The organism is Halovulum sp. GXIMD14794, from assembly GCF_054457455.1.
This window is the reverse complement of the sequence record NZ_JBTLNF010000011.1, coordinates 91478-111257: the sequence shown is the minus strand read 5'-3', so window position 1 is coordinate 111257 and position 19780 is coordinate 91478. Positions and strand designations below refer to the sequence as shown.

19 protein-coding genes are annotated in these 19780 nt (G+C 67.0%); 8 read left to right on the top strand and 11 right to left on the bottom strand.

From position 1 onward, the window contains the following. Positions 1-55: 55 nt before the first annotated feature. Positions 56-1108 (top strand): AbrB family transcriptional regulator, encoded by a 1053-nt coding sequence (locus tag ACW9UR_RS23505; RefSeq protein ID WP_458919520.1) that lies wholly within the window; start codon positions 56-58, stop codon positions 1106-1108. Here the strand turns inward: ACW9UR_RS23505 and ACW9UR_RS23500 are convergent. From ACW9UR_RS23500 to ACW9UR_RS23480, 5 genes are all read right to left on the bottom strand, one after another. Next, the gene (locus tag ACW9UR_RS23500; protein WP_458919519.1) at positions 1077-2057 is read right to left on the bottom strand and encodes a D-2-hydroxyacid dehydrogenase family protein; all 981 of its coding nucleotides are present in this window, start codon (positions 2055-2057) and stop codon (positions 1077-1079) included. The two genes, ACW9UR_RS23505 and ACW9UR_RS23500, sit on opposite strands and share 32 nt — an antisense overlap. Then, complete coding sequence (locus ACW9UR_RS23495; protein WP_458919518.1) at positions 2054-2242, bottom strand: hypothetical protein; 189 nt, start codon at positions 2240-2242, stop codon at positions 2054-2056. The genes ACW9UR_RS23500 and ACW9UR_RS23495 overlap by 4 nt, the downstream gene beginning before the upstream one ends. 49 nt (positions 2243-2291) lie before the next feature. After that, a complete protein-coding gene (locus ACW9UR_RS23490; RefSeq protein WP_458919564.1) occupies positions 2292-3416 on the bottom strand; it encodes a 4-oxalomesaconate tautomerase in 1125 nt (374 codons plus the stop codon). After that, positions 3413-5443 (bottom strand): tripartite tricarboxylate transporter permease, encoded by a 2031-nt coding sequence (locus ACW9UR_RS23485; protein ID WP_458919517.1) that lies wholly within the window; start codon positions 5441-5443, stop codon positions 3413-3415. The genes ACW9UR_RS23490 and ACW9UR_RS23485 overlap by 4 nt, the downstream gene beginning before the upstream one ends. 87 nt (positions 5444-5530) lie before the next feature. Further along, positions 5531-6619 carry a tricarboxylate transporter gene (locus tag ACW9UR_RS23480; protein WP_458919516.1) on the bottom strand — a complete coding sequence of 363 codons (1089 nt, stop codon included), beginning with the start codon at positions 6617-6619 and terminating at the stop codon, positions 5531-5533. Positions 6620-6771: 152 nt separating this feature from the next. Here ACW9UR_RS23480 and ACW9UR_RS23475 point away from each other — a divergent pair, with 152 nt between their 5' ends. The 4 genes from ACW9UR_RS23475 (at position 6772) to ACW9UR_RS23460 (ending at position 10961) form a co-directional block, all read left to right on the top strand. Beyond that, complete coding sequence (locus ACW9UR_RS23475) at positions 6772-7440, top strand: response regulator transcription factor (protein ID WP_458919515.1); 669 nt, start codon at positions 6772-6774, stop codon at positions 7438-7440. Beyond that, positions 7440-8807 (top strand): sensor histidine kinase, encoded by a 1368-nt coding sequence (locus ACW9UR_RS23470; protein ID WP_458919514.1) that lies wholly within the window; start codon positions 7440-7442, stop codon positions 8805-8807. Before ACW9UR_RS23475 ends, ACW9UR_RS23470 begins: the two co-directional genes overlap by 1 nt. Before the next feature lie 112 nt (positions 8808-8919). Next, the gene (locus tag ACW9UR_RS23465; protein ID WP_458919513.1) at positions 8920-10188 is read left to right on the top strand and encodes a sulfite oxidase; all 1269 of its coding nucleotides are present in this window, start codon (positions 8920-8922) and stop codon (positions 10186-10188) included. 62 nt (positions 10189-10250) lie between these two features. Further along, positions 10251-10961, top strand: coding sequence for a c-type cytochrome (locus tag ACW9UR_RS23460; RefSeq protein WP_458919512.1), 711 nt, complete (start codon positions 10251-10253; stop codon positions 10959-10961). A 21-nt stretch (positions 10962-10982) separates the two neighbouring features. On the opposite strand, the gene ACW9UR_RS23455 is transcribed toward ACW9UR_RS23460, so the two are convergent. The 5 genes from ACW9UR_RS23455 to ACW9UR_RS23435 form a co-directional block, all read right to left on the bottom strand. Continuing rightward, on the bottom strand, positions 10983-11708 hold the full coding sequence (locus tag ACW9UR_RS23455; protein WP_458919511.1) for an anti-sigma factor: 726 nt from the start codon (positions 11706-11708) through the stop codon (positions 10983-10985). After that, positions 11705-12223 carry an RNA polymerase sigma factor gene (locus tag ACW9UR_RS23450; protein ID WP_458919510.1) on the bottom strand — a complete coding sequence of 173 codons (519 nt, stop codon included), beginning with the start codon at positions 12221-12223 and terminating at the stop codon, positions 11705-11707. Before ACW9UR_RS23450 ends, ACW9UR_RS23455 begins: the two co-directional genes overlap by 4 nt. Before the next feature lie 301 nt (positions 12224-12524). Then, positions 12525-13172 carry a hypothetical protein gene (locus ACW9UR_RS23445; RefSeq protein ID WP_458919509.1) on the bottom strand — a complete coding sequence of 216 codons (648 nt, stop codon included), beginning with the start codon at positions 13170-13172 and terminating at the stop codon, positions 12525-12527. 266 nt (positions 13173-13438) lie between these two features. Continuing rightward, a complete protein-coding gene (gene kduD, locus ACW9UR_RS23440; protein ID WP_458919508.1) occupies positions 13439-14185 on the bottom strand; it encodes a 2-dehydro-3-deoxy-D-gluconate 5-dehydrogenase KduD in 747 nt (248 codons plus the stop codon). A gap of 27 nt (positions 14186-14212) precedes the next feature. After that, on the bottom strand, positions 14213-14383 hold the full coding sequence (locus tag ACW9UR_RS23435; RefSeq protein WP_458919507.1) for a hypothetical protein: 171 nt from the start codon (positions 14381-14383) through the stop codon (positions 14213-14215). 197 nt (positions 14384-14580) lie between these two features. On the opposite strand from ACW9UR_RS23435, the gene ACW9UR_RS23430 reads away from it, so the two are divergent. Continuing rightward, a complete protein-coding gene (locus ACW9UR_RS23430; RefSeq protein ID WP_458919506.1) occupies positions 14581-15489 on the top strand; it encodes an alpha/beta hydrolase in 909 nt (302 codons plus the stop codon). Positions 15490-15500: 11 nt separating this feature from the next. Further along, on the top strand, positions 15501-16616 hold the full coding sequence (locus tag ACW9UR_RS23425) for a mandelate racemase/muconate lactonizing enzyme family protein (protein WP_458919505.1): 1116 nt from the start codon (positions 15501-15503) through the stop codon (positions 16614-16616). A gap of 231 nt (positions 16617-16847) precedes the next feature. On the opposite strand, the gene ACW9UR_RS23420 is transcribed toward ACW9UR_RS23425, so the two are convergent. Continuing rightward, positions 16848-18194 (bottom strand): tetratricopeptide repeat protein, encoded by a 1347-nt coding sequence (locus ACW9UR_RS23420; protein WP_458919504.1) that lies wholly within the window; start codon positions 18192-18194, stop codon positions 16848-16850. 175 nt (positions 18195-18369) lie between these two features. Between ACW9UR_RS23420 and gntH the strand changes: the two genes are divergently transcribed. After that, positions 18370-19710, top strand: a complete 1341-nt coding sequence (gene gntH / locus ACW9UR_RS23415; RefSeq protein ID WP_458919503.1) for a guanitoxin biosynthesis MBL fold metallo-hydrolase GntH — start codon at positions 18370-18372, stop codon at positions 19708-19710. Positions 19711-19780 lie beyond the last annotated feature (70 nt).

Genomic DNA, 19780 nt, shown 5'->3' with positions numbered 1-19780 from the left:
CCTGTATACATATGGATGCAAACACGTCAACCTCATGCGAAAGCCCGAGGCCACATTGCTTAAGACCGATTCCCTTGCCCGCCTTCTGACCCTTGCCGTCGCCATCGCAGGAACTGCCGCGTTCTGGGCCGCCGGCCTGCCCCTGCCCTTCCTGTTCGGCCCGATGACCGGCTGCCTGATCGCCGCGCTGGCGGGCGCGAAGCTGAAGGGTTTCGGGCAAGTGTCGGTCGGCGCGCGTACGATCCTGGGCGTCGCGGTGGGGGCGTCGATCACGCCTGCGGTGGTGGGTCAATTACCGCAGATGGCGGCCTCGGTTGCGCTTGTGCCGGTGTTCGTCACCCTGATCGCGCTGATCGGCGTGCCGTTCTTCCGGCGAGTCTGCGGCTTTGACACCATCACCGCCTACTACAGTGCCATGCCCGGCGGCTCGCAGGACATGATCATCTTCGGCGCCGAAGCCGGGGGCAATCCGCGCATCCTTTCGCTGATCCACGCGACCCGGGTGCTGATCATCGTGACCGTCGCGCCGATCCTGCTGGTGCAATTCTACGGCCAGTCGCTGAGCAACCCGATCGGCGAGCCCGCCGCGGCCTTACCCCTGCGCGAGTTGGCGTTGATGGTCGCGGCAGCCATTATCGGCTGGAAAGGCGGCGAGCGGCTGGGCCTCTTCGGTGCGTCGATCCTCGGCCCGATGATCGTCGCAACTGCACTGTCGCTGGGCAACCTGCTGCACGCCCGCCCGCCCGCCGAGGCGATCCTGGCCGCGCAGTTCTTCATTGGCGTCGGCATCGGCGTCCACTACGTCGGCATAACCGTCACCGAACTGCGCCGCGTGATCGCTGCCGGGGCCGCCTTCGTGCTGATCCTCGCGGCCATCGCCGCCGCTTTCGGCTGGGCCGCGACCAGTCTCGGCCTCGCCCCGCCGGTCGAGGCCTTCCTGGCCTACGCACCCGGCGGGCAGGCCGAAATGACGGTGCTGGCCATCGTCGCGGGCGCGGATCTCGGCTTCGTGGTCGCGCATCACCTGACGCGGATCGTTCTGGTGATCGCAGGGGCCCCGGTGATCGCGCGGCTGCTCAGGCCGAAGGGGCCCATACCTCGGGATTGATCATGTGGATGGGCTGCCCCTCCGCGTAAGCGTTCACCTGATCGAAGATGTCGGCGAACTGCAGATCAAACTCATCCTCGGTAACGAAACCGATATGCGGCGTCGCGATAAGGTTCGGGTGCGCCAGCAACGGGTCGGTGGGATCGGTCAGCGGTTCGACGTCAAAGACATCGATGGCTGCCTTGCCGGGACGCCCGGCGTTCAGCGCCTCGAGCAGCGCGCCCGGCGCAATCAGCCCGGCACGCGAGGTATTCACCAGCAAAGCATCGGGCCGCATCCGGGCCAGGTCGTCCCCGGTCACGATGCCCGTCGTTCCGGGCTTCAGCCGCAGATGGAGCGAGACCACGTCGCAGCCGCCGAAGAAGGCCGCGCGGCTCTCGGCCACCGGCTCGCCATCAGCTAGCGCCCGCGCCCGCCCCTCGTCCGAGGCCCACCACAGCACGTTCATCCCGAAGGCCCGTGCATAGCCCGCCACCGCCGTGGCGATCCGGCCATAGCCATAGAGCCCCAGTGTCCGGCCCCGTAGCGTCTTGCCCACGCCCGCCTGCCAGTGCCCCGCCTTGACCGAGGCCATCTGCCCCGGCAGATCCCGCATCCCTGCAAGGATCAGCGCAAAGGTCAGTTCCGCCGCCGCATAGGACGGCGTGCCCCCGTGCATGTTGGAGCACAGCAGAACGCCGTTGTCGGTGCAGGCGGGCACGTCAACATGCGGATAGACGCTGCGCTGAGAGATCAGGCGCAGGTTCGGCAACCGCTCCAGCAGCGGCCGTGTGACCTTGGTCCGCTCGCGGAACAGGACCAGCGCCTCGGCCTCGGCCAGACGCTCGGCCAGAACCTCCACTTCCTCGGTATGGTCGGTCCAGATAGTGACGTCATGGCCCTGCAGCTTCGAGAAGCATGGAAGGCCGCGTAGGGTGTCAAACCAGTCGTCGAGAATGTGAACCTTCACGTGTCGCGCTCCAGAACGGCGAGCGCGGTCCGCACCTGGTCGAGCTGCGCGCGTATGTGGTTGTACTGCTGGTCGCAGCCGGCGATCGGCATCGGGTAATCCTGGACTTCTCGTTGCAGAAGGGCGCGGGCGGCACGCAGCTCGTCCCGCGCGATCTGAAGGTGTTCCGACAGATAGTTCGACATCGACGGCCTCCGGTATGCAATAGTATACTGCGTCCTGCCCGGCCTTTCGTCAAGCCTCCGTCGTCACGAGTTCGCTTGCCGAAACGTCCGGACCGGCCCAGACCGAAGCAGGCACGTAGACCTTGCCGTCCGCAAGCTTGCGCGCGGTACGCACCAGCCCGGCGGCGTTCATCGAGAACCCGCCCTCAGCGTTGAAATCCACCAGCACCTCGATGGTGCCCGAGGCATGCTCCAGCACCACCTTTGCTGGGCTGGTCGCGGGCCGCTCCAGCAGCCCGTCCGAGACTGCGCCCGGCGTCAGCGCGCAGGAGGCAAGGCACTGTGCCCCTGTCACCGCCATCGCTGGATGCGTGTTCCACGGCATGAAATACCGCACCGCAACGGTCCCGCCCGCCTTGGCCGGGGCCAGCAGGCCGAACTTCGGGGTCACCGACTTCGCGATGTCGCCCATGCCCATCAGCGCGCCCGCCTTCAGGCGCACCGCCTCCATACGAGCGAAGAAATCGCGGTTGGCGTCCAGTTCGGCCACGCTTTCGTACCCGGTCAGGCCGAAATCCTCGGCACGGGCAATGACCATCGGCATCGCCACGTCCATGCAGGTGACCTCGATCCCGTCGATCTGATCCCGAAGGTTCCCGGTCGGCAGGAAGGACCCGGTCGAAGAGCCGACGACGCCCTGGAAAGTCAGCGCAACGGACGCGGCGGTGCCGGGCACGCCGGCAATGGCAGTGCCGCCCTCGTAGGTCAGCCTGCCGCCGGGGGTATGCACCCGCGCCAGCACCCGCGCGCCGGTGTTCACCGCACGGATGCGGACCTCGGTCTCGTCACCGGCGGGCGCGATCAGGCCCATCTCGATGGCGGCCGGGCCGACGCCGGACATGATGTTCCCGCAGGTCGGCTTGAAGTCTACCAGCCGGTCCTCGACCGAGACCTGCGCAAAGAAATAGTCGATATCCGCATCCGCCTCGGTCGAGGGCGAAAGCATGGCGACCTTGGTCGTCACCGCCGCGCCGCCCCCGATCCCGTCGATGTTCAGCGGATGGCCCGAGCCGACGGCGGCGATCAGAACTTCGGCGAGGGTTTCGAGGTCCTCGGGCAGGTCCGCGCGGTTGAAGTAGGGCCCGCGAGACGTGCCGCCGCGCATGAAGATGAAGGGAATACCGGTCTGGGTCATTTCAGCGGCCACGGCAGATCCACCGCCTCCTGCAGCAGGCCCGGGGGGAAGTCGCGGTTCAGTGCCCCGGCCATCAGGCACATGAAGGCGATGCCGCAGGCGGTCAGCAGCAGCGTCTTGCCCCAGCCGGCCCCGGCACGAACTTTCAGGAACGAGATCAGGAAGCCGACCAGCGCCAGGATGAAGCCGACAACGAAGGTCCCTGCGATCAGCGCGGCGAACCAGGCCAGCGTCGACCACAGCCCATGCGGTGCGTTGGCGTCCTCACCGGAGGCTTCCTTGTCGGCGAAGACCACGTCGCCCTCGGGACGGCGGATCATCTGCACCAGCAGGATCAGGCAGCAGAACAGCGAGAAGCCGCCCACGACCAGCGGGATGATCTTGTCGGTCATGTTGTAGTCGGGGATTGCGTTGGCGTTGACCAGCGCGACGACCAGGTAGGCCATGATCATCAGAAGGAACACCAGCGGCGCGCGCTTGGAGCCCGAGGCGACCTCGCCCTCGGCCATGATGGTCTTGGCCTGGCGGATCCCCAGCACGACCGAGACCACGGTGATGATCAACAGCACGATGACAATCGGGCTGAAGATGTAGTCGATGCCTTCCTCGAAGCTCTTGCGGAACCGGAAGCTGGCAATCTGGAATGCCTGATTGGTGAACTTCTCGACCGGATTCGACAACACGAAGCCGATCAGGAAGGCCGGGCGCGACCAGTCGAAGCGGCGCAGGAAGATGCCGATCAGGCCGATCACGAACAGCGCCAGCAGGTCCTCGAAGTTCTGGCCCGACTGGAACGCCGCGAAGCCGATCAGCATGAAAAGGAACGGCGCTAGATAGGTGAACCGGATCGTCGTCAGCTTGGCAATGCCGCCCGAGGCGGCGATGCACAGCACCGTGCCCAGCACGTTGGCGAGCGCCAGCAGCCAGACGATCGAATAGGTGATGTCGAGATTGTCCTTCAGCATGTTCGGGCCGACCTCGATGTCACCCGAACCCAACAGCGCGACCGCGCCGATGAAGATCGCCATCGACCCCGAGCCGGGAATGCCGAACAGCAGCGTCGGGACCAGCCCGCCGCCCTCCTTGGCGTTGTTCGAGCTCTCGGGCCCGATCACGCCGCGCACTTCGCCTTTGCCGAAGTTGGACTTGTCCTTGGTGGTCTGCACTGCGTGGCCATAGGCGATCCAGTCGACGACAGAACCGCCGAGGCCCGGGATCACGCCGACCACGACGCCGATCAGCGAGCAACGCACCGACAACCACAGGTTCGCGAACCAGTCGCGCACACCGTCGAGCCAGCCTCCGCCCAGTTCCGCGCCCTGCGCGATCGAGCGGTCCTGCCGCAGCAGAGATACGATCTCGGGCACCGCGAAGATACCGAGGCCGACGATCACCAGTTGTAGGCCGTCGGTCAGGTACGGAATGTCATAGGTTGCCATGCGCAGGCTGCCGCCCGCGTCGGCCTCGCCGATGGTGCCGATCATCATGCCAAGGCCCGCGGCCGCCAGGCCCTTGAGCGCGACGCGGCCGGCGAGAACCGCGACCATCGACAGGCCCAGGATGGTGATCATCAGCATCTCGGGCAGGCCGAAGGCCAGCACGATGGGCCGTGCGACAAGGATGAAAGCGGTCAGGAACGCCGCGCCGACAAGCCCGCCGAACAATGAAGACGCGAAGGCCGCCGACAGCGCCCGCGCCGCTTCGCCCTTCTTGGCCATCGGAAACCCGTCGAGGACCGTGGCCTGCGATGCCGACGATCCGGGGATGCCCATCAAGACGCTGGCGAACGTATCCGAGGTCGGGACGACCGCGACCATGCCGATCATCAGTGCAAGCCCGAGGACCGGGTCCATGCCAAACATGAACGGCAGCAGCAATGACAGGCCCGCGATGCCGCCCAGCCCCGGAAAGACACCGACTGCCAGGCCCATGACGACGCCCAGCAGCAGGTATCCCAGTACGACGGGTTGCAGGATCAGGGCCCATGCCTCGCCAAGCGCAGGCAGGGCGGTCGCGAAAATCTCCATCGGAGCCGCTTTCGTTCAGAAATGTGGAAAGAAGGAGGGGGGGCGCGCCCCGATGAGTTGGGGGAGGACCGGGGCGCGCCGACGTCGTTAATTCAGCACGACGCCATAGGCTTCCGCGAGCCACTCCAGCACATAGGCCTTCGCGGTGTCGGGAACGGTGGTGGCAGAGCCGACGGCCTTTTGGGCGCCGGCACCGACGAACATCGGGTACTGGCCGACCTGCTTGGCTGCGATCTCGGCAAAGTCGTCGCGGGCGCGGACGGCCTCGAAGGCAGCGACATAGGTGTCGATCACGTCCTGCGGGGTACCCTGCGGCAGGAAGGCGATCTTCTGCGACGGGAAACCGGCCACGAAGAAGGCTTTCCACGCGTCCCAGGCATCGCCCGAGGTCTCACAGCCATCGGTCGCCTCGCAGACCTCCTTGAAGGTCGGGATGTCCGGGAAGGTCGGGTCTCGGACGATGTTGCCGTCGTCGTCCAGCGCGCCCCAGGTCATCATCGGCACGGCGGCGCCGGATTCGACCAGCGCGGTCGAGCCGCCCAGGTAGCCCGACGAGGTCTGGTAATCGATCGTCGCCTCGCCGCGCTCGAACATCAGGCGGCCGTCACCGCGGCCCTTGATGCCGAAGACCGGCTCTACGTTCATGCCCAGCATTTCCCAGGCGAGCAGCGGCACCAGGTCCAGGCGCGTCGCGCCCTGGCTGCCGTAAATGAAGTCGATGTCCTTGAGCGCGTTGGCCGAGCCGTCGAACTTCGCGCCGTCCTCGGCGTTCAGATAGGCCACGCCGCCGGTGCCGGTGGCCATCACCGGGTTCCAGTCCGAGTACTCGTAGCGCACACGCGGATCGTCCAGCAGATAGGGAAACTGGGTCGAGCCGGACGAGCCGAACAGCAGAGTGCCGTCCTCGTGCTCCTGCTCCTGGAACCAGTTCGCGCCCTTGGTCGAGCCTGCACCGGGCATGAACTTGACGACGACAGTGGGCTGGCCGGGCAGCGCCTCGGACAGCAGCGGCGCGAAGAAGTTGGCCCACTTGGCCGAACCGCCGGTTTCCGAGAACGGGATCACCCACTCGATGGTCTTGCCGCTGAAGTCGACCTCGGCCGCGGCGGGCGCAACGGTGACGGTGCTTGCGGCAATGGCGAGGGCTACACGCCGTGCGGCGTTGAATTTGGTCATGGTTTCCTCCCTTATGACCAGACAACCACGGAGCGCGTATCGACGCGACCATGTTGACAATCTCTGGCGGGGTTTGATTCCCCGCCCTTGAGCACACCATGAGGGGCCAAGCTTGCGTGAAGCTTGCGTGACGAAGTGAAAAGAGCCGGCGCATGAGAATAGCCGTCGTCGAGGACAACGAGGCACTGGCCAATGCCATCGCCTACCGGCTGCGCGACCGGGGCCATGCCGCGGACGTGATCCACGACGGCGAAGAGGCCGACGCCTTCCTCGCCAGCGAAGGCGCGGACCTCGTTGTACTGGACATCAACCTGCCCGGCCTGACCGGGCTCGACGTTCTGCGCCGCCTGCGCGCACGAGGCGATGGCGCCCCGGTGATCCTGCTGACCGCCCGGAGCGAGACCAGCGACCGCGTTACCGGTCTCGACGCCGGGGCCGACGACTACCTTGTAAAGCCATTCGAGATGGACGAGCTCGAAGCCCGCATCCGCGCCCTCTCGCGCCGCAAGAACCTCGACTACGGCGCACGCGAACGCCTTGGCCCGCTTGAGTTCGACCGCACCAGCCGCCAGGTCACCGTAAACGGCGAGCCGCTCGACTTGCCCCGGCGCGAGCTGGCGACGCTGGAATGCCTGCTGGAGCGGCGCGGGCGGATCGTCTCGAAAGCGCAATTGACCGACCATGTCTACGGCATCGGCGCGGATGTAGACGACACCGCGATCGAGCCCCATGTCTCGCGCCTGCGCCGCCGACTGGCCGAGCACGGCATCGCGATCCGCACAGCACGGGGGCTGGGCTACATGCTCGAGACGCGGGACTGATGCCCCGCAGCCTCTCCCTGCGCCTGCGCCTCTTCACGCTGATCCTGGGGCCGTTGCTGCTGATGGCGCTGGCACTGGGCTACTGGCGATACCATGTCGCGCAGCAGACCGCCGAGGAACTCTTCGACCGCTCGCTGCTGTCTGCGGCGCTTGCGATCTCTCGCGATGTGGCCGTGTCGGGCGGCGATGCGCTGCTGCCCTCGACGCGCGATCTGATTGGCGACGCGGCGGGGGGCGAGGTGTTCTACCACGCCACCGGCCCCGGCGGGATCTACGTCACCGGCTACGCCTACCCGCCCTCGACCCTGTCGGCGCGGGACGCGGACCGTTACAGTCCGCGCTTCTTCGAAAGCCTCTACCGGGGCGAGCCGGTGCGCGTGCTTCAGGTAATCGAGCGGGTGACGATCGAGAACCTCACCGGGGACGCGACGGTGACCGTCTGGCAGCGGATCGCCGACCGCACCGCCTTTGCGAACGAACTGGCCCTGCGCGCTGCCGCCCTGATAGGCGGGCTGCTGACGACGCTGGCGCTGGTTGTCTGGTTCGGCGTGCAGGTCGGCCTGCGGCCGCTGCTGGATCTTCAGGACGCCATAGCCGCCCGCTCCCCGGACGATCTGAGCGTGATCCGCCGTCCGGTCCCCGCCGAGGTGCGGGGCGTGGTCGAGACGCTCAACCGACTGTTCGGACAGGTGAAACGCAGCCTCGACGCGCACCAGGTGTTCATATCGGACGCCGCGCACCAGCTGCGCAATCCGGCCGCCGCCGTGCAATCCATGGCCGAGGCCCTGCGCGATGCGCGCACCCCCGAGGACCAGGCCCGCCGGCTGGACGAACTGGTCGTCGCCGCTCGTGACTCCGCGCGGGTCGCGAACCAGCTGCTGTCGCTCGAACGCCTGCGCCATGGCAGCGGCGGGGAAAACATGGAGCGGCTCGATCTCCGCGCCCTGGTCGAGGAGGCCTGCGCTGTCGCCGGCGGCCCGGTGCTCGAAGCCGGGCTGGAGTTCGAACTCGAGACCCCGCCCCAGCCCTGCATGATACATGGCAACCCGGTCTTTCTCGGCGAAGCGGTCAAGAACCTGGTCGACAACGCGCTGCGACATGGCGGGCCCGGCCTGTCCCGCGTCGGGGTCCGCGTGGCGCTGGGGCCGGGCCATTGCACCGTAACCGTCGCGGACGACGGCAAGGGTCTGCGCCCCGAGGACGCCGAGAGTGTCTTCAGCCGTTTTTCCCAACTGCAGCCGGCCAGTGGCAGCGGCCTTGGCCTCGCCATCGCGCACTCGGTCGCGGAACACCACGGCGGAAGCCTGAGCATCGACCCGATGCCCTCGGGGGCGAGCCTCACACTACGCATTCCGCTGGCCGCCTGAAAATTTCGCCCCCCCCCGTTGGAATAGTTCCGCAGCCACAGACGTCTCTCTCCCAAGCGCCGCATGGCGTGGAACGCCGCGGGCAACGCGGCCCTACTCTGGGAGGACGAACATGACACCCGACGGAACAGGCAACATCGATCCGCAGGACGCGCACAGCGACGAGGGGAAAGCTGCATCCCCGGCCCGCCGCGGCTTTCTGAAGGGCGCGGGCCTCGCGTCGATGACCGCGGCGCTGGGGATGACGATCCCGTTCGGGCGCAATCTGCCGCAGGGCTTCGTCCCGGCCGCATTCGCCCAGGAAGACGTGCTCTCCGGCAAGGACGGGCTGACACTGCTCAACGACCGCCCCGTGAACGCCGAAACCCCGCCCGAACTGCTGGACGACGCGATCACGCCGACCAACCGGCATTTCATCCGCAACAACGGCCTCGTTCCGCCGGAGACCGCTGCAGACGGCTGGACGCTGACCGTAGATGGCCTCGTCGATACCCCGCTCGAGCTGAGCATCGCCGAGTTGCAGGAGCGCTTCGAGGTGGTGACGATGGCGCTGACCATCGAGTGCGGCGGCAACGGTCGCGCTTTCTTCGATCCGCCCGCAAGCGGCAACCAGTGGACCTACGGCGCGGTCGCCTGCTCCGAGTGGACCGGCGTGCGGTTGAAGGAGGTGCTGGAAGCTGCAGGCGTGCAGTCGAACGTCGTCTATACAGCACATTACGGTGCGGACGAGCATCTCTCGGGCGATCCCGAGAAACTGCCGATCTCGCGCGGCCTGCCGATCGAGAAGGCGCTGACCGACAACATCCTCATCGCCTTCCAGATGAACGGCACCGACCTGCACCCGATGAACGGCGCGCCGCTGCGCCTGGTGGTGCCGGGCTGGCCGGGCTCCTGCTCGCAGAAATGGTTGACCCGGATCGAGCTGCGGGACGTGGTCCATGACGGGCCGAAGATGACCGGCACCTCCTACCGCGTGCCAGGCTACCCGGTCGCCCCGGGCACCGAGGTCCCGGAAGAGGACTTCGTCATAATCGAGCGGATGCCGGTCAAGTCGCTGGTCACCTTCCCCGCCAATGGCGCCAACTCGGGGATGGAGACCGAGGTCCGCGGCCACGCCTGGTCGGGCGATCGCGCCATCGAGCGCGTGGACATCTCGATCGACTTCGGCGCCACCTGGCAGCAGGCCGAACTGGATACACCGGCGAACGACGGTGCCTGGCAGAACTGGCGCGCGAACGTCACCTTCCCGAAAGCCGGCTACTACGAGGTCTGGGCCCGCGCCACCGACAGCGAGGGCGTCTCTCAGCCCTTCGCCATCGACTGGAACCCGAAGGGCTACCTGAACAACAGCCTGCACCGCGTCGGGCTGGCGGTCAGCTGAGCCGCATTACGGGGTGGCGGCGTTCCCGCCACCCCCACACCATTTCCGGGAGAAGATACCCCATGCATTTCAAATGGATGCTGGCCATGGCTTGCGTCGCGGCCCTGCCCATTGCACCCGCCGCTCAGGCTCAGGGCGTGGACGAGTTGCTTGCAACCGCCGATCCGGCCGCCGGTGAGAAGGCGTTCCGCCAGTGCAAGGCCTGCCACACGGTCGAGGAAGGCGGCGCCAGCCGTGTCGGCCCGAACCTCTGGAGCGTGGTCGGCCGCGACGTCGCGTCGGCGGACGACTTCAAGTATTCCAAGCAGTTGCAGGACTATGGCGGCAGCTGGACGGTCGAGCGGCTAGACGCATTTCTCGAGAACCCGCGCGACGCTGTGCCGGGCACTCGGATGAGCTTCCGCGGCATCAAGGACGCCGCCGATCGGGCCGACATGATCGCCTATCTGAACGCCAACAGCTCCGCCCCGCTGGAACTCGCCTCGGCCGAGGCGGGCGATGAGGCAACTGAGGCGCCGGCTTCAGCCGAGGAGGATTTCGGTCTGCTGGTGAACGAGCCCGGTGTCGAGGAGACCTTCTACGCCTGTACCGCCTGCCATTCTGAGATGATCGTGGTTCAGCAAGGCAAGAGCCGCGAGAATTGGGACAAGCTGTTCGATTGGATGGTCGAGGAACAGGGCATGGCCGAACTGCCCGAGGACGAGCGCGAGGTGATCCTCGACTACCTCGCCGCGCACTACAATACGGACCGGCCCAACTTCCCGCAGCGCTGACCCTGAACACGCCCTGCGCCGTCAGGCGCAGGGTGCCGCCCGTTGCGTCGCGTCGCGCACGCCGGCAATCAGCGGCTCTTCCGGCCGGGCACCGCGGGTTTCCTCGCGCAGCAGTTCGGAGATCGCCGCGAAACGGTCCGCGTCCATACCCACTGCCAGCAGCGAGTAATGCAGGTCCCCGGCGGACCAGATTTCAGTCAGCAAGCCCTCGCCGCCCAGCAGGTCCGGCATCACATCATGGGTGCCGAACGTCAGCCGACAGCCGTTCTTCCCGGCGTAGTGCAGGAACAACGCCCCCGCGTCGGCGCGGCCGATGTCGACCAGCGTCAGCTCGGCAGAGGACAGGTCGGGCCCCTGTCCCATCCAGCGCGTTGTCGCGTCCAGCCCGTCGCCCCCGTAGTCTTGGGCGGTGAAATGCCGGTGCCAACCCAACGGGGTCTCGGGGCTCGTGGCCCGCTCGCCCAGCCCCCAGGCGCCCAGGCCGACAGCGATGGCCACGCTGGCTGCCAGCGCCAGCGGCCGCCACGGGATGCCGCGGCGGACCGGCAATTGAACCGGCGCGGATGTCTCCACCGTCTCGGGCCGCAAACCGCCGAGCGCGCTGGAAATCTCGGCCACCCCATCGAGTGCGGCGCGAAGCTCCGACTCGGTTCCGAGGCGGGCGCGCAAGCGTGCGGCGGTGTCCGGGTCAAGCTCGCCGTCGTGATAGGCGCTGACCAGCATCAGGTCTTCTTCGGAAAGGCTCATCCGTTGCGGGTCCCGCTCCTGCTGCCGGTGGCGGGGCTGTCCGCCCCGGCGTCGATCCGCGCGCGCAACGCCTGGCGGGCGCGGCTCAGCCGGCTCATGACGGTACCTGTCGCGACCCCCATCACCTCGGAGGCTTCGGCATATTTCAATCCCATGATGTCCACCAGGAACAAAACCTCGCGCTTGTCGGGCGGCAGTCTTTCGTAATGCAACCGGATCAGCGCGTCACGCGTCCGGTCATCCAAATCGCCACGTTCATCGGACTGACGTTTCTCGCGGGCAAGATATTCCCGACGGATCCGCAGTTTCCTCAATTCGTCGTAGTGCAAGTTCCGGATCACCCGAAACATCCATGGTCGCAAAGATTCGGGGAGCTCGGGGGTGGAGCCGCTTTTCAACGCGCGCTCCACCGCGTCCTGCACCAGATCCTCGGCCACCTCGGACTGTCCGCAAAGCGAGCGCGCGTACGCCCGGAACTCGGGCAGAAGCTGTTCGAGGGGCGGGCGGGCGGCCATGTCCCCATATGAGACCGGCGGCGCGGCGAGGTCAATTCGGGCGGGCGCCCGGCGCAAGCGGATTGCACGACGAAATTCGGAAGGGGAGCCACGTCGAATCCGGCATGAAATCCCGGCTTTTCATCGTGAAAACCCCCTTAAACCACTGATTTTAAACAGATGTTATGTGTGAAAACTTCGTAAACGCGAAAAACCAGGCTTCTGCGGGCCGCGCTCACCGCACTGTCTGCACAGCAAAACGCCTGCCGGGAAATGGTCCCGGCAGGCGCTGGCATGATACCCCAACGCGGGGCGCAGCAGGTCAGCCCGCGATGATCGTCCGGATCTGCTGCTGCTGGGCATTGCGCGACTCTTCGCCCTCGAGCACGCCCTTGATCTCAACCAGCTGCTCGGTGCTCAGGGCATCGACGTCGACATCCATGTTCCAACCCGCAAGCTCATTGCGGATCAGCGAGCGCAGGCCCAGATCGAAGCCCGGATCAGTGCCCCACTGGATACCCTTGTACTCGGTGTCGCCCAGAGTGACCTCGATCTGACGCTTGCGCTCGGCGAAGGAGTCCTCGCTCTCGAAGATGCCGACCAGTTCGGCCGACTGCTCGTCGGTCAGCGAGGCGGGATCAACGTCGTAGCCATAGGCGGCCAGCTGCTGCGTCACGGTCTTGTCCGAGCTCTGCGCGCCGTTGGTCGCCCAGGTCGCACGGGTGTCGAGGATCTGCTCGATCTGGCGCGACTGCTCGGCGCTGGACTCGTCGCCGTCGAGAATGGTCTTGATCTCGGCGACTTCGGCCGCGGTGAACATCGCACCATCGGACACTTCAAAGCCCATGCCCTGCAGCTGCGACTCGATCGAGGTTTCGAGCGAGCTTTCCTGGGCCGAGACGGCCAGCGGCGACAGCACGAGGGTGGCGGCAGCGGCGGTAGCAAAAAGCTTCGTCTTCAGGGTCTTCATGGTCGTCCTTCCTTTCTTCATCGCCAGCGCTCAGCGGCGCGGGATGCCGGATCAACGACGCCTCCGCCAGAGTTGTTCCTTCACCCGTGAAATAGCGACGTGCAGCGGGGTCGAGCAGGACGACCCGACTCGCAAAGAAGTCGAGTGAATCCAATTAAGTCCATGAATTAAAAATAAATAATTGTGGCGATAGACCGCTTTCCGCAAAGATCAATGGCGCGATCACCGAGTGTTTACCGCAGTGGCCGCACCCCGCCTATCGCGCCTCAGCGGGCCATCCAGCCACCGTCCACCGAGAGCACCGTGCCGGTGACATAGGACGCCCCCGGTCCCGCCAGGAAGACCGTCGCGGCGGCCAGATCCTCGGGCTCGCCGAAGCGGCCCACCGGGATCCGGGCCATGAGCTCCGCACTGCGCTGCGGATCGGCCCGCAGCGGCGCGGTGTTGTCGGTGGCGATGTAGCCGGGGGCGATGGCGTTGACGGTGATGCCGCGCGGCGCAAGCTCGTTGGCGAGCGCGCGGGTGACCCCGACGATGCCGTGCTTGGAGGCGGTGTAGGCCACGACGCGGATACCTCCCTGGAAGGACAGCAGCGAAGCGGTGTTGATGATCCGCCCCCCCTGCTCCATACGGCCGGCGGCAGCGCGCGACAGTTCGAACACCGCGCGCAGGTTCACGGTCATCACCGCGTCCCAGTCCTCGGTCGGGTAGTCTTCGATGTCGTGCCGGCGGATGATCCCGGCGTTGTTGACCAGGATAGAGACCGGGCCCAGCGCCTGCTCGGCCTCGTCCATGACAGCCCCGGCGTCGAAGGCTGCCCCGAGGTCGACGGTCAGTTCGTGGAACCCGCGGCCCAGCGCCTCGACCGCGGCGCGGGTCTCGGGCATCGGCGATGAGCCGAGCCCGGCTATGTCGGCCCCGGCCTCGGCCAGCGCGATGGCCATGGCCTGCCCGATGCCGCTACGAGCGCCGGTAACAAGCGCGGTGCGGCCGGTGAGGTTGAAATATTTCATGGCGGGGCTCTCCATCGACGAATGCATTCAGCGGAACCAGGCGAAAAGACCGACGCCTACCGCCGGCAACGCCAGGAGGCGGGTCAGGCGCCAGCCGACGACCATCAGCAGCAGCGTGCGGATCGGCCCGCCGAGAAGCGAGGCGACCAGCACCAGCAAGAGCAGCGCGATGGCGATGAGGTCCGGTGCGGCGGACATGTCCCTGGCTCCGTTCTCCGGGCCTTGCGGTCCCGTGCTCCGGCCTAGCCGATCCACGCGCGCCTCGCCAGACCACGCGTCCGGACCAGCGCGCGGGCGTTGCGTTTCCGCCCATCGCGGCAGCGCCGATAGTTCATGTACGGGCTTGAACTTCCCCCGGTTCCCGGGTTGATCCTGTCTGCGGGAGGAAACCGAACATGACCAAGCTGCCCGACCCCGCCCTGCTGGAGGCCGCGGAGAGGTTCTCGGCACCGAAATCCGAACTCTCGGCCGAAGGAATGCCCGAGGTCCGCAAAGCGTCCCGCGCCGCCCGCGTCGGGCTGACCGGACGCCTCTCGGATGAGGTCGAGGTGACCGACGAGGACCGCGAGCGGCGCTTCACCCCGAAGGCAGGCGCGGACCCGTCGCTGGTGATCGTCTATTTCCACGGCGGCGGCTGGGCGAATTGCGACACCGTCACCCACGGCGGGATCATGACCGACCTTGCCGTCCTGACCGGGCATGTCGTGATCGGCCCCGAGTATCCGCTGGCCCCCGAGAACCCCTATCCGGCGGCGCTCGACGTTACCTGCGCCGCGGTGCGGCGGGCGGCGGCGGAGGCGCCCGGAGCGAGGATCGTGCTGGCGGGTGACAGCGCGGGGGCGAACCTGGCGCTGGCCACCGCGCTCAGGTTGCGGGACGAGGGCGAAGGCGCGGGGCTGGCCGCATTGCTGCTGTGGTACGGCTGTTTCCGGCGCTGTTTCGACACGCCCTCTCACATGGCTTTTGGCGACGGCACCTACGGGCTGACCTCGTCTAACATGCGGACGTACTGGGACTGGTATCTCGGGGATCACCCGGACCCGGTCTACGGCGATCTGACCGGCGCGCCGCTGGAAGGGCTGCCGCCCTGCTATCTGGGCGAGGCGGAGTTGGATTGCCTGGCCGACGACACCCGCTGGCTGGCCAAGCGGCTGACGCAGGCGGGGATCGCGCACACCTACGACTTCGCGCCGTCGGTGAACCACGGCTACATCCATTTCGGTCAGGTCTACGATCCCAGCTTCGATGCGCTGCGTGCCGCCGCGCATTTCCTGAAGTCGCCGGCGGTCGCCGGCGCGAGCTGAGGGGGAAACCGATGGCACGTATCGACCGGGTCGAGATCTTCATGGTGAACCTGGAGCCGGAGGTGCGCCGCACCGACGCGATCCAGAGTTTCGAGCGGCAGGAAACGCCGATGGTGCGCATCACCGATGCCGAGGGCGCGGTGGGCACCGGCTACAGCTATACGATCGGCACCGGCGGACCCTCGGTCGTCGCGCTGCTGGAGCATACGCTGGCCCCGGCGCTGATCGGGCAGGACGCGGACTGCATCCAGCAGATCTGGCACCGTCTGCTGTTCCGCACCCATGCGACGGCGGTGGGCGCGATCACCTCGCTGGCGCTGGCGGCGGTGGACACGGCGCTCTGGGATCTGCGCTGCTGCCGCGCCGGGCTGCCCCTGTGGAAGATGGCAGGCGGGGCGAAAGCCTCGGTGCCGGTCTATTCGACCGAGGGCGGCTGGCTGCATATCGAGCCGCAGGCGTTGATCGACGACGCGCTGGCGATGCGGGCGCAGGGGTTCCGCGGCTCGAAGGTCAAGATCGGTCGGCCGCATCTGAGCGAGGACCGCGCGCGGCTGCTGGCGCTGCGCGAGGCGGTGGGGCCGGCCTACGAGATCATGACCGACGCCAACCAGGCCTTTACCCTGCCCGAGGCGGTGCGCCGGGCGCAAGTGCTCGAGGAGGCGGGCGTCGCCTGGTTCGAGGAGCCGCTGCCCGCGGACGACGTCGACACGCACCGGCGGCTGGCGGCGACGACGCATGTGCCCATCGCCGTCGGCGAGAGCCTCTACTCGGTGTCGCAGTTCAAGGACTACCTGCAATCGGGCGCCTGCTCGATCGTGCAGGCGGATGTGGCGCGGGTCGGAGGGATCACGCCCTGGCTGAAGATTGCGCACCTGGCCGAAGCGCACAACGTGCCGATCTGCCCGCATTTCCTGATGGAACTGCACGTCAGCCTTGTCTGCGCAGTGCAGAACGCCCCCTGGCTGGAGTATATCCCGCAACTGGGCGCGATCGCGCCGGAGAGCCTGAGCATCACGGACGGGCTTGCCAGCCCCTCGCCCGAGCCCGGCCTGGGGATCACGTGGGACTGGGAGGCCATCGCGCGGGCCGCCGCGATGACGCCGGTCGAGGTCCGCGACGCGGGCTGAGGCGTGCGGGTGCGGACTTATTCGGCAATCCAGACCTCGCGCCTTTGAACGGGCCAGAATGTTCCGGTTCGCCGGGCAACGCACCCGTGCCTATATCGAGACCTGACCGCGAATGGTGGCGTGCCCGCGCACTCTGGGCGATAGCATTGGCCTTTCCCAGCTCTTTGCCCCTGCTGACGCTCCGCAGCACGAAGCCGAAGGCCTTTCAGGCGGCAGGCGCTCCGGCACCCATTACTCCCCGGTCCCTTCAGCCCTCCAGCCCAGCGTTTCGAGGCGCGTCAACACGTCGTCCGCGAGGGTTTCGTTACCGTATATGCCGCGCAGCATCACGTCGATCCTGGCGTTCGGCCAGGCGCGCTCTAGCTCCGCCAGAACCTGACCTGCCTTTTCGGTCTCGCCCAGCGCCGTCAGGGCGGCGGCCTGATAGGCCAATGACGGCGCGCTCAGCGGGTCGCCGTAGCGGCTGGCCTCGACGAAGGCTTCGTAGGACTGGCGATAGTTGCCGAGATGCAGGCTTGCCGCGCCGAGGATATTGCGGTTGGCGAAGCGCTGGTTGCTGCCGCCCCGGTCGTGGTCGCGGTCGGCGGCGCGGATCGCCTCGGCGAAATTCCCGGTGAAGAGGGAGACGGCTCCGTGGAAGTCGAGGACGTTGCCGTCCTGCGGCGCAAGCTCGGTCGCGCGGCGCGAAAGCCGGATCGCCTCGTCGCGGTCTCCGGTGGCCAGAACCGCCCAGGCGAGCGCGGATTGGGTCCAGGCGGACGCCGGATCCCGGCGCATCGCGTCATCGGCCATCGCACGCGCCGCCGTCGCATAGGCTTCCCGCTTCTCGCCCGGCCGCGAAATCATGGCGAGCGTGCCGAGGGTCTGTGCCGCGCCGGCGTAGCCACCGTGATAGTCGGGGTCGAGCGCGATCGCGCGCTGAAAGACCGAGAGGATCATTTCCTGCCGCGCGGGATCGAAGATCGGGAAGATCATGCTGCGGGCTTCATCGGCGAGGTTCACGGCCCGCAGGGCCGCTGGCGACTTCTCGAGGATCGCATCGCGGCGCACTTCCTCGATCAGCATGCCCCGTTCGGCCGAGACCGGCTCCGGCGCCACGGTCGCTGGCGGCGCGGGCGCCATCATCGCCCCGATCAGCCCCCCGGCGAGGCCGCCGATGGCAAAGGTCGCCGTCGGAAGGCTGGCCATCTTCAGGAACCGCAGGGCTACCGGCGTCTCGGCCTTGCCGGTCGTCTCGAACCGCGGGCGGTAGGTGCCAGTGTCCAGGTGGATGCGCACGGGCTCACCCTGACCTCCGGTCTCGTAATGGAGTTCCAGAAGCTGACGCAGGCGTCTTGCGTCCACGCGCACCACATTCTCGGGGTCTGAGCCATCGTCGGGCGTCCTGTCGTAGACGTCCTGCGCGATCGTCTTGCCACGGATCGCGTCGCCCCGGCCCGCGATCTCCTGCTCGACGATGTAGATCAGGAACTTCCGGAGGCGTTCAGCGCCGGCGAAGTGATCGTCGGCGAGCGCGCGGCGCAGCGCCCTGCGCTTTTCGCGCCCGGTCAGGGTTCCTGTAGCAGTCGTTGCGGTCAATGGGGGCCCCGCAGGTCATCCAACCGGAAGAATGCCACAATTTCCGTACGAGTCACGCGCCGCGGGCACCGGAGTCACGACGTGACTCACGATGACTCCGTTACCTTCCACCGCTCCGCTCAGCATTTTCGAACGCATGCAGATGCCGGAAGCGGCGCCCAAAAGGGAGGATCAGATGCTAACGAAATACAGGGCCACCCGACTAACTCTCTGGTTCGCGGCCGGTATGGCCTGCGGGTTCTGGACAACGGCCCCCGAGCGGCTCACCGATGCGATCGGCGAAGGAGTGACCGCTGCACTGACGCCGTCCGCTGCGCTGGCGCAGGAGGCTGCCGAGGTTTCGCCGACCATGGTTCGGGACCGGCCGCGGGACGTCTACTATCCGAACACCGAGGATCTGGCGCCCGACGAGATGCGGGTGATCGCCTGCGGCACCGGCATGCCGACGACCCGGGCGGCGCAGGCCGCGGCCTGTTTCCTCGTCGAACTGGGCAATGGCGACAAGTTCCTGTTCGACATCGGCTCGGGCTCGGCAGAGCGGATCTCGTCCCTGCAGATCCCCTACAACTACCTCGACAAGATCTTCATCGGGCATCTGCACACGGACCACTTCGGGGCGCTGCATGACCTTTTCATCGGCGGCGCGCTGATGGGGCGGTCGGTGCCGCTGCGCGTCTGGGGACCAAGCGGGGCGACGCCCGAGCTTGGCACGGCCTACGCGCTCGATCACATGCAGAAGATGCTGACCTGGGATCTGGCCGGCCGTGCGGGCAACGTCGATTTCCGCGGATACCGGATGGAGGTCACCGAGTTCGACTTCAAGCTCGAGAACGAGGTGATCTACGAGGAGAACGGCGTTGTGATCCGGACATTCCCGGCGATCCATTCGATCGACGGCGCGGTAAGCTATGCGCTGGAATGGAACGATCTGAAGTTCGTCTTCAGCTCTGACACCTACCCGAACACTTGGTTCCGCGAATACGCGCAGAATGCGGATCTCGCGATCCACGAGTGTTTCATCGCGGTTCCCGAACTGGTGACGAAGATGGGCTTCACGCCGGAATCCGCGCTGCTCGTCGGAACGCAGGTGCATACCGCGCCGGAGGCATTCGGCAAGGTGATGAGCGACATCCGCCCGCGTATGGCGGTCGCCTATCACTTCTTCAACGACTTCGACACGGTGACCTCGGTCTACGAGCGGATCCGCAAGACCTATGACGGCCCCTTGAGCATGGCCAACGACTTCATGGTCTGGAACGTCACCAAGGACGAGATCACCGTCCGCATGGCCGCGACCGAGGAAGCGACCTGGTCGCCGCCCCTCGCCGCCCCGGCCGAGCCGCCGTCGGAAGCCGACCGCGAGGAGTTCGCTCAGCGCGTGGGGATCGACGTCTCGAACATCGGTTTCTCGGAGTTCACGCAAGGCGGCTTCGATGACGTTGACGACGTGCTGCGCCCGATCTTCGAGGAAGCCAGCGAAGTGCTCGGCCGTGAGTTCCCCTATCCGGGCGACTGAACCCGAAGACCTGCGGAGGGCCCTCGGGCCCTGCGCGCCGACGCCCCCGGCCGCTGGGGCCAGGACACCA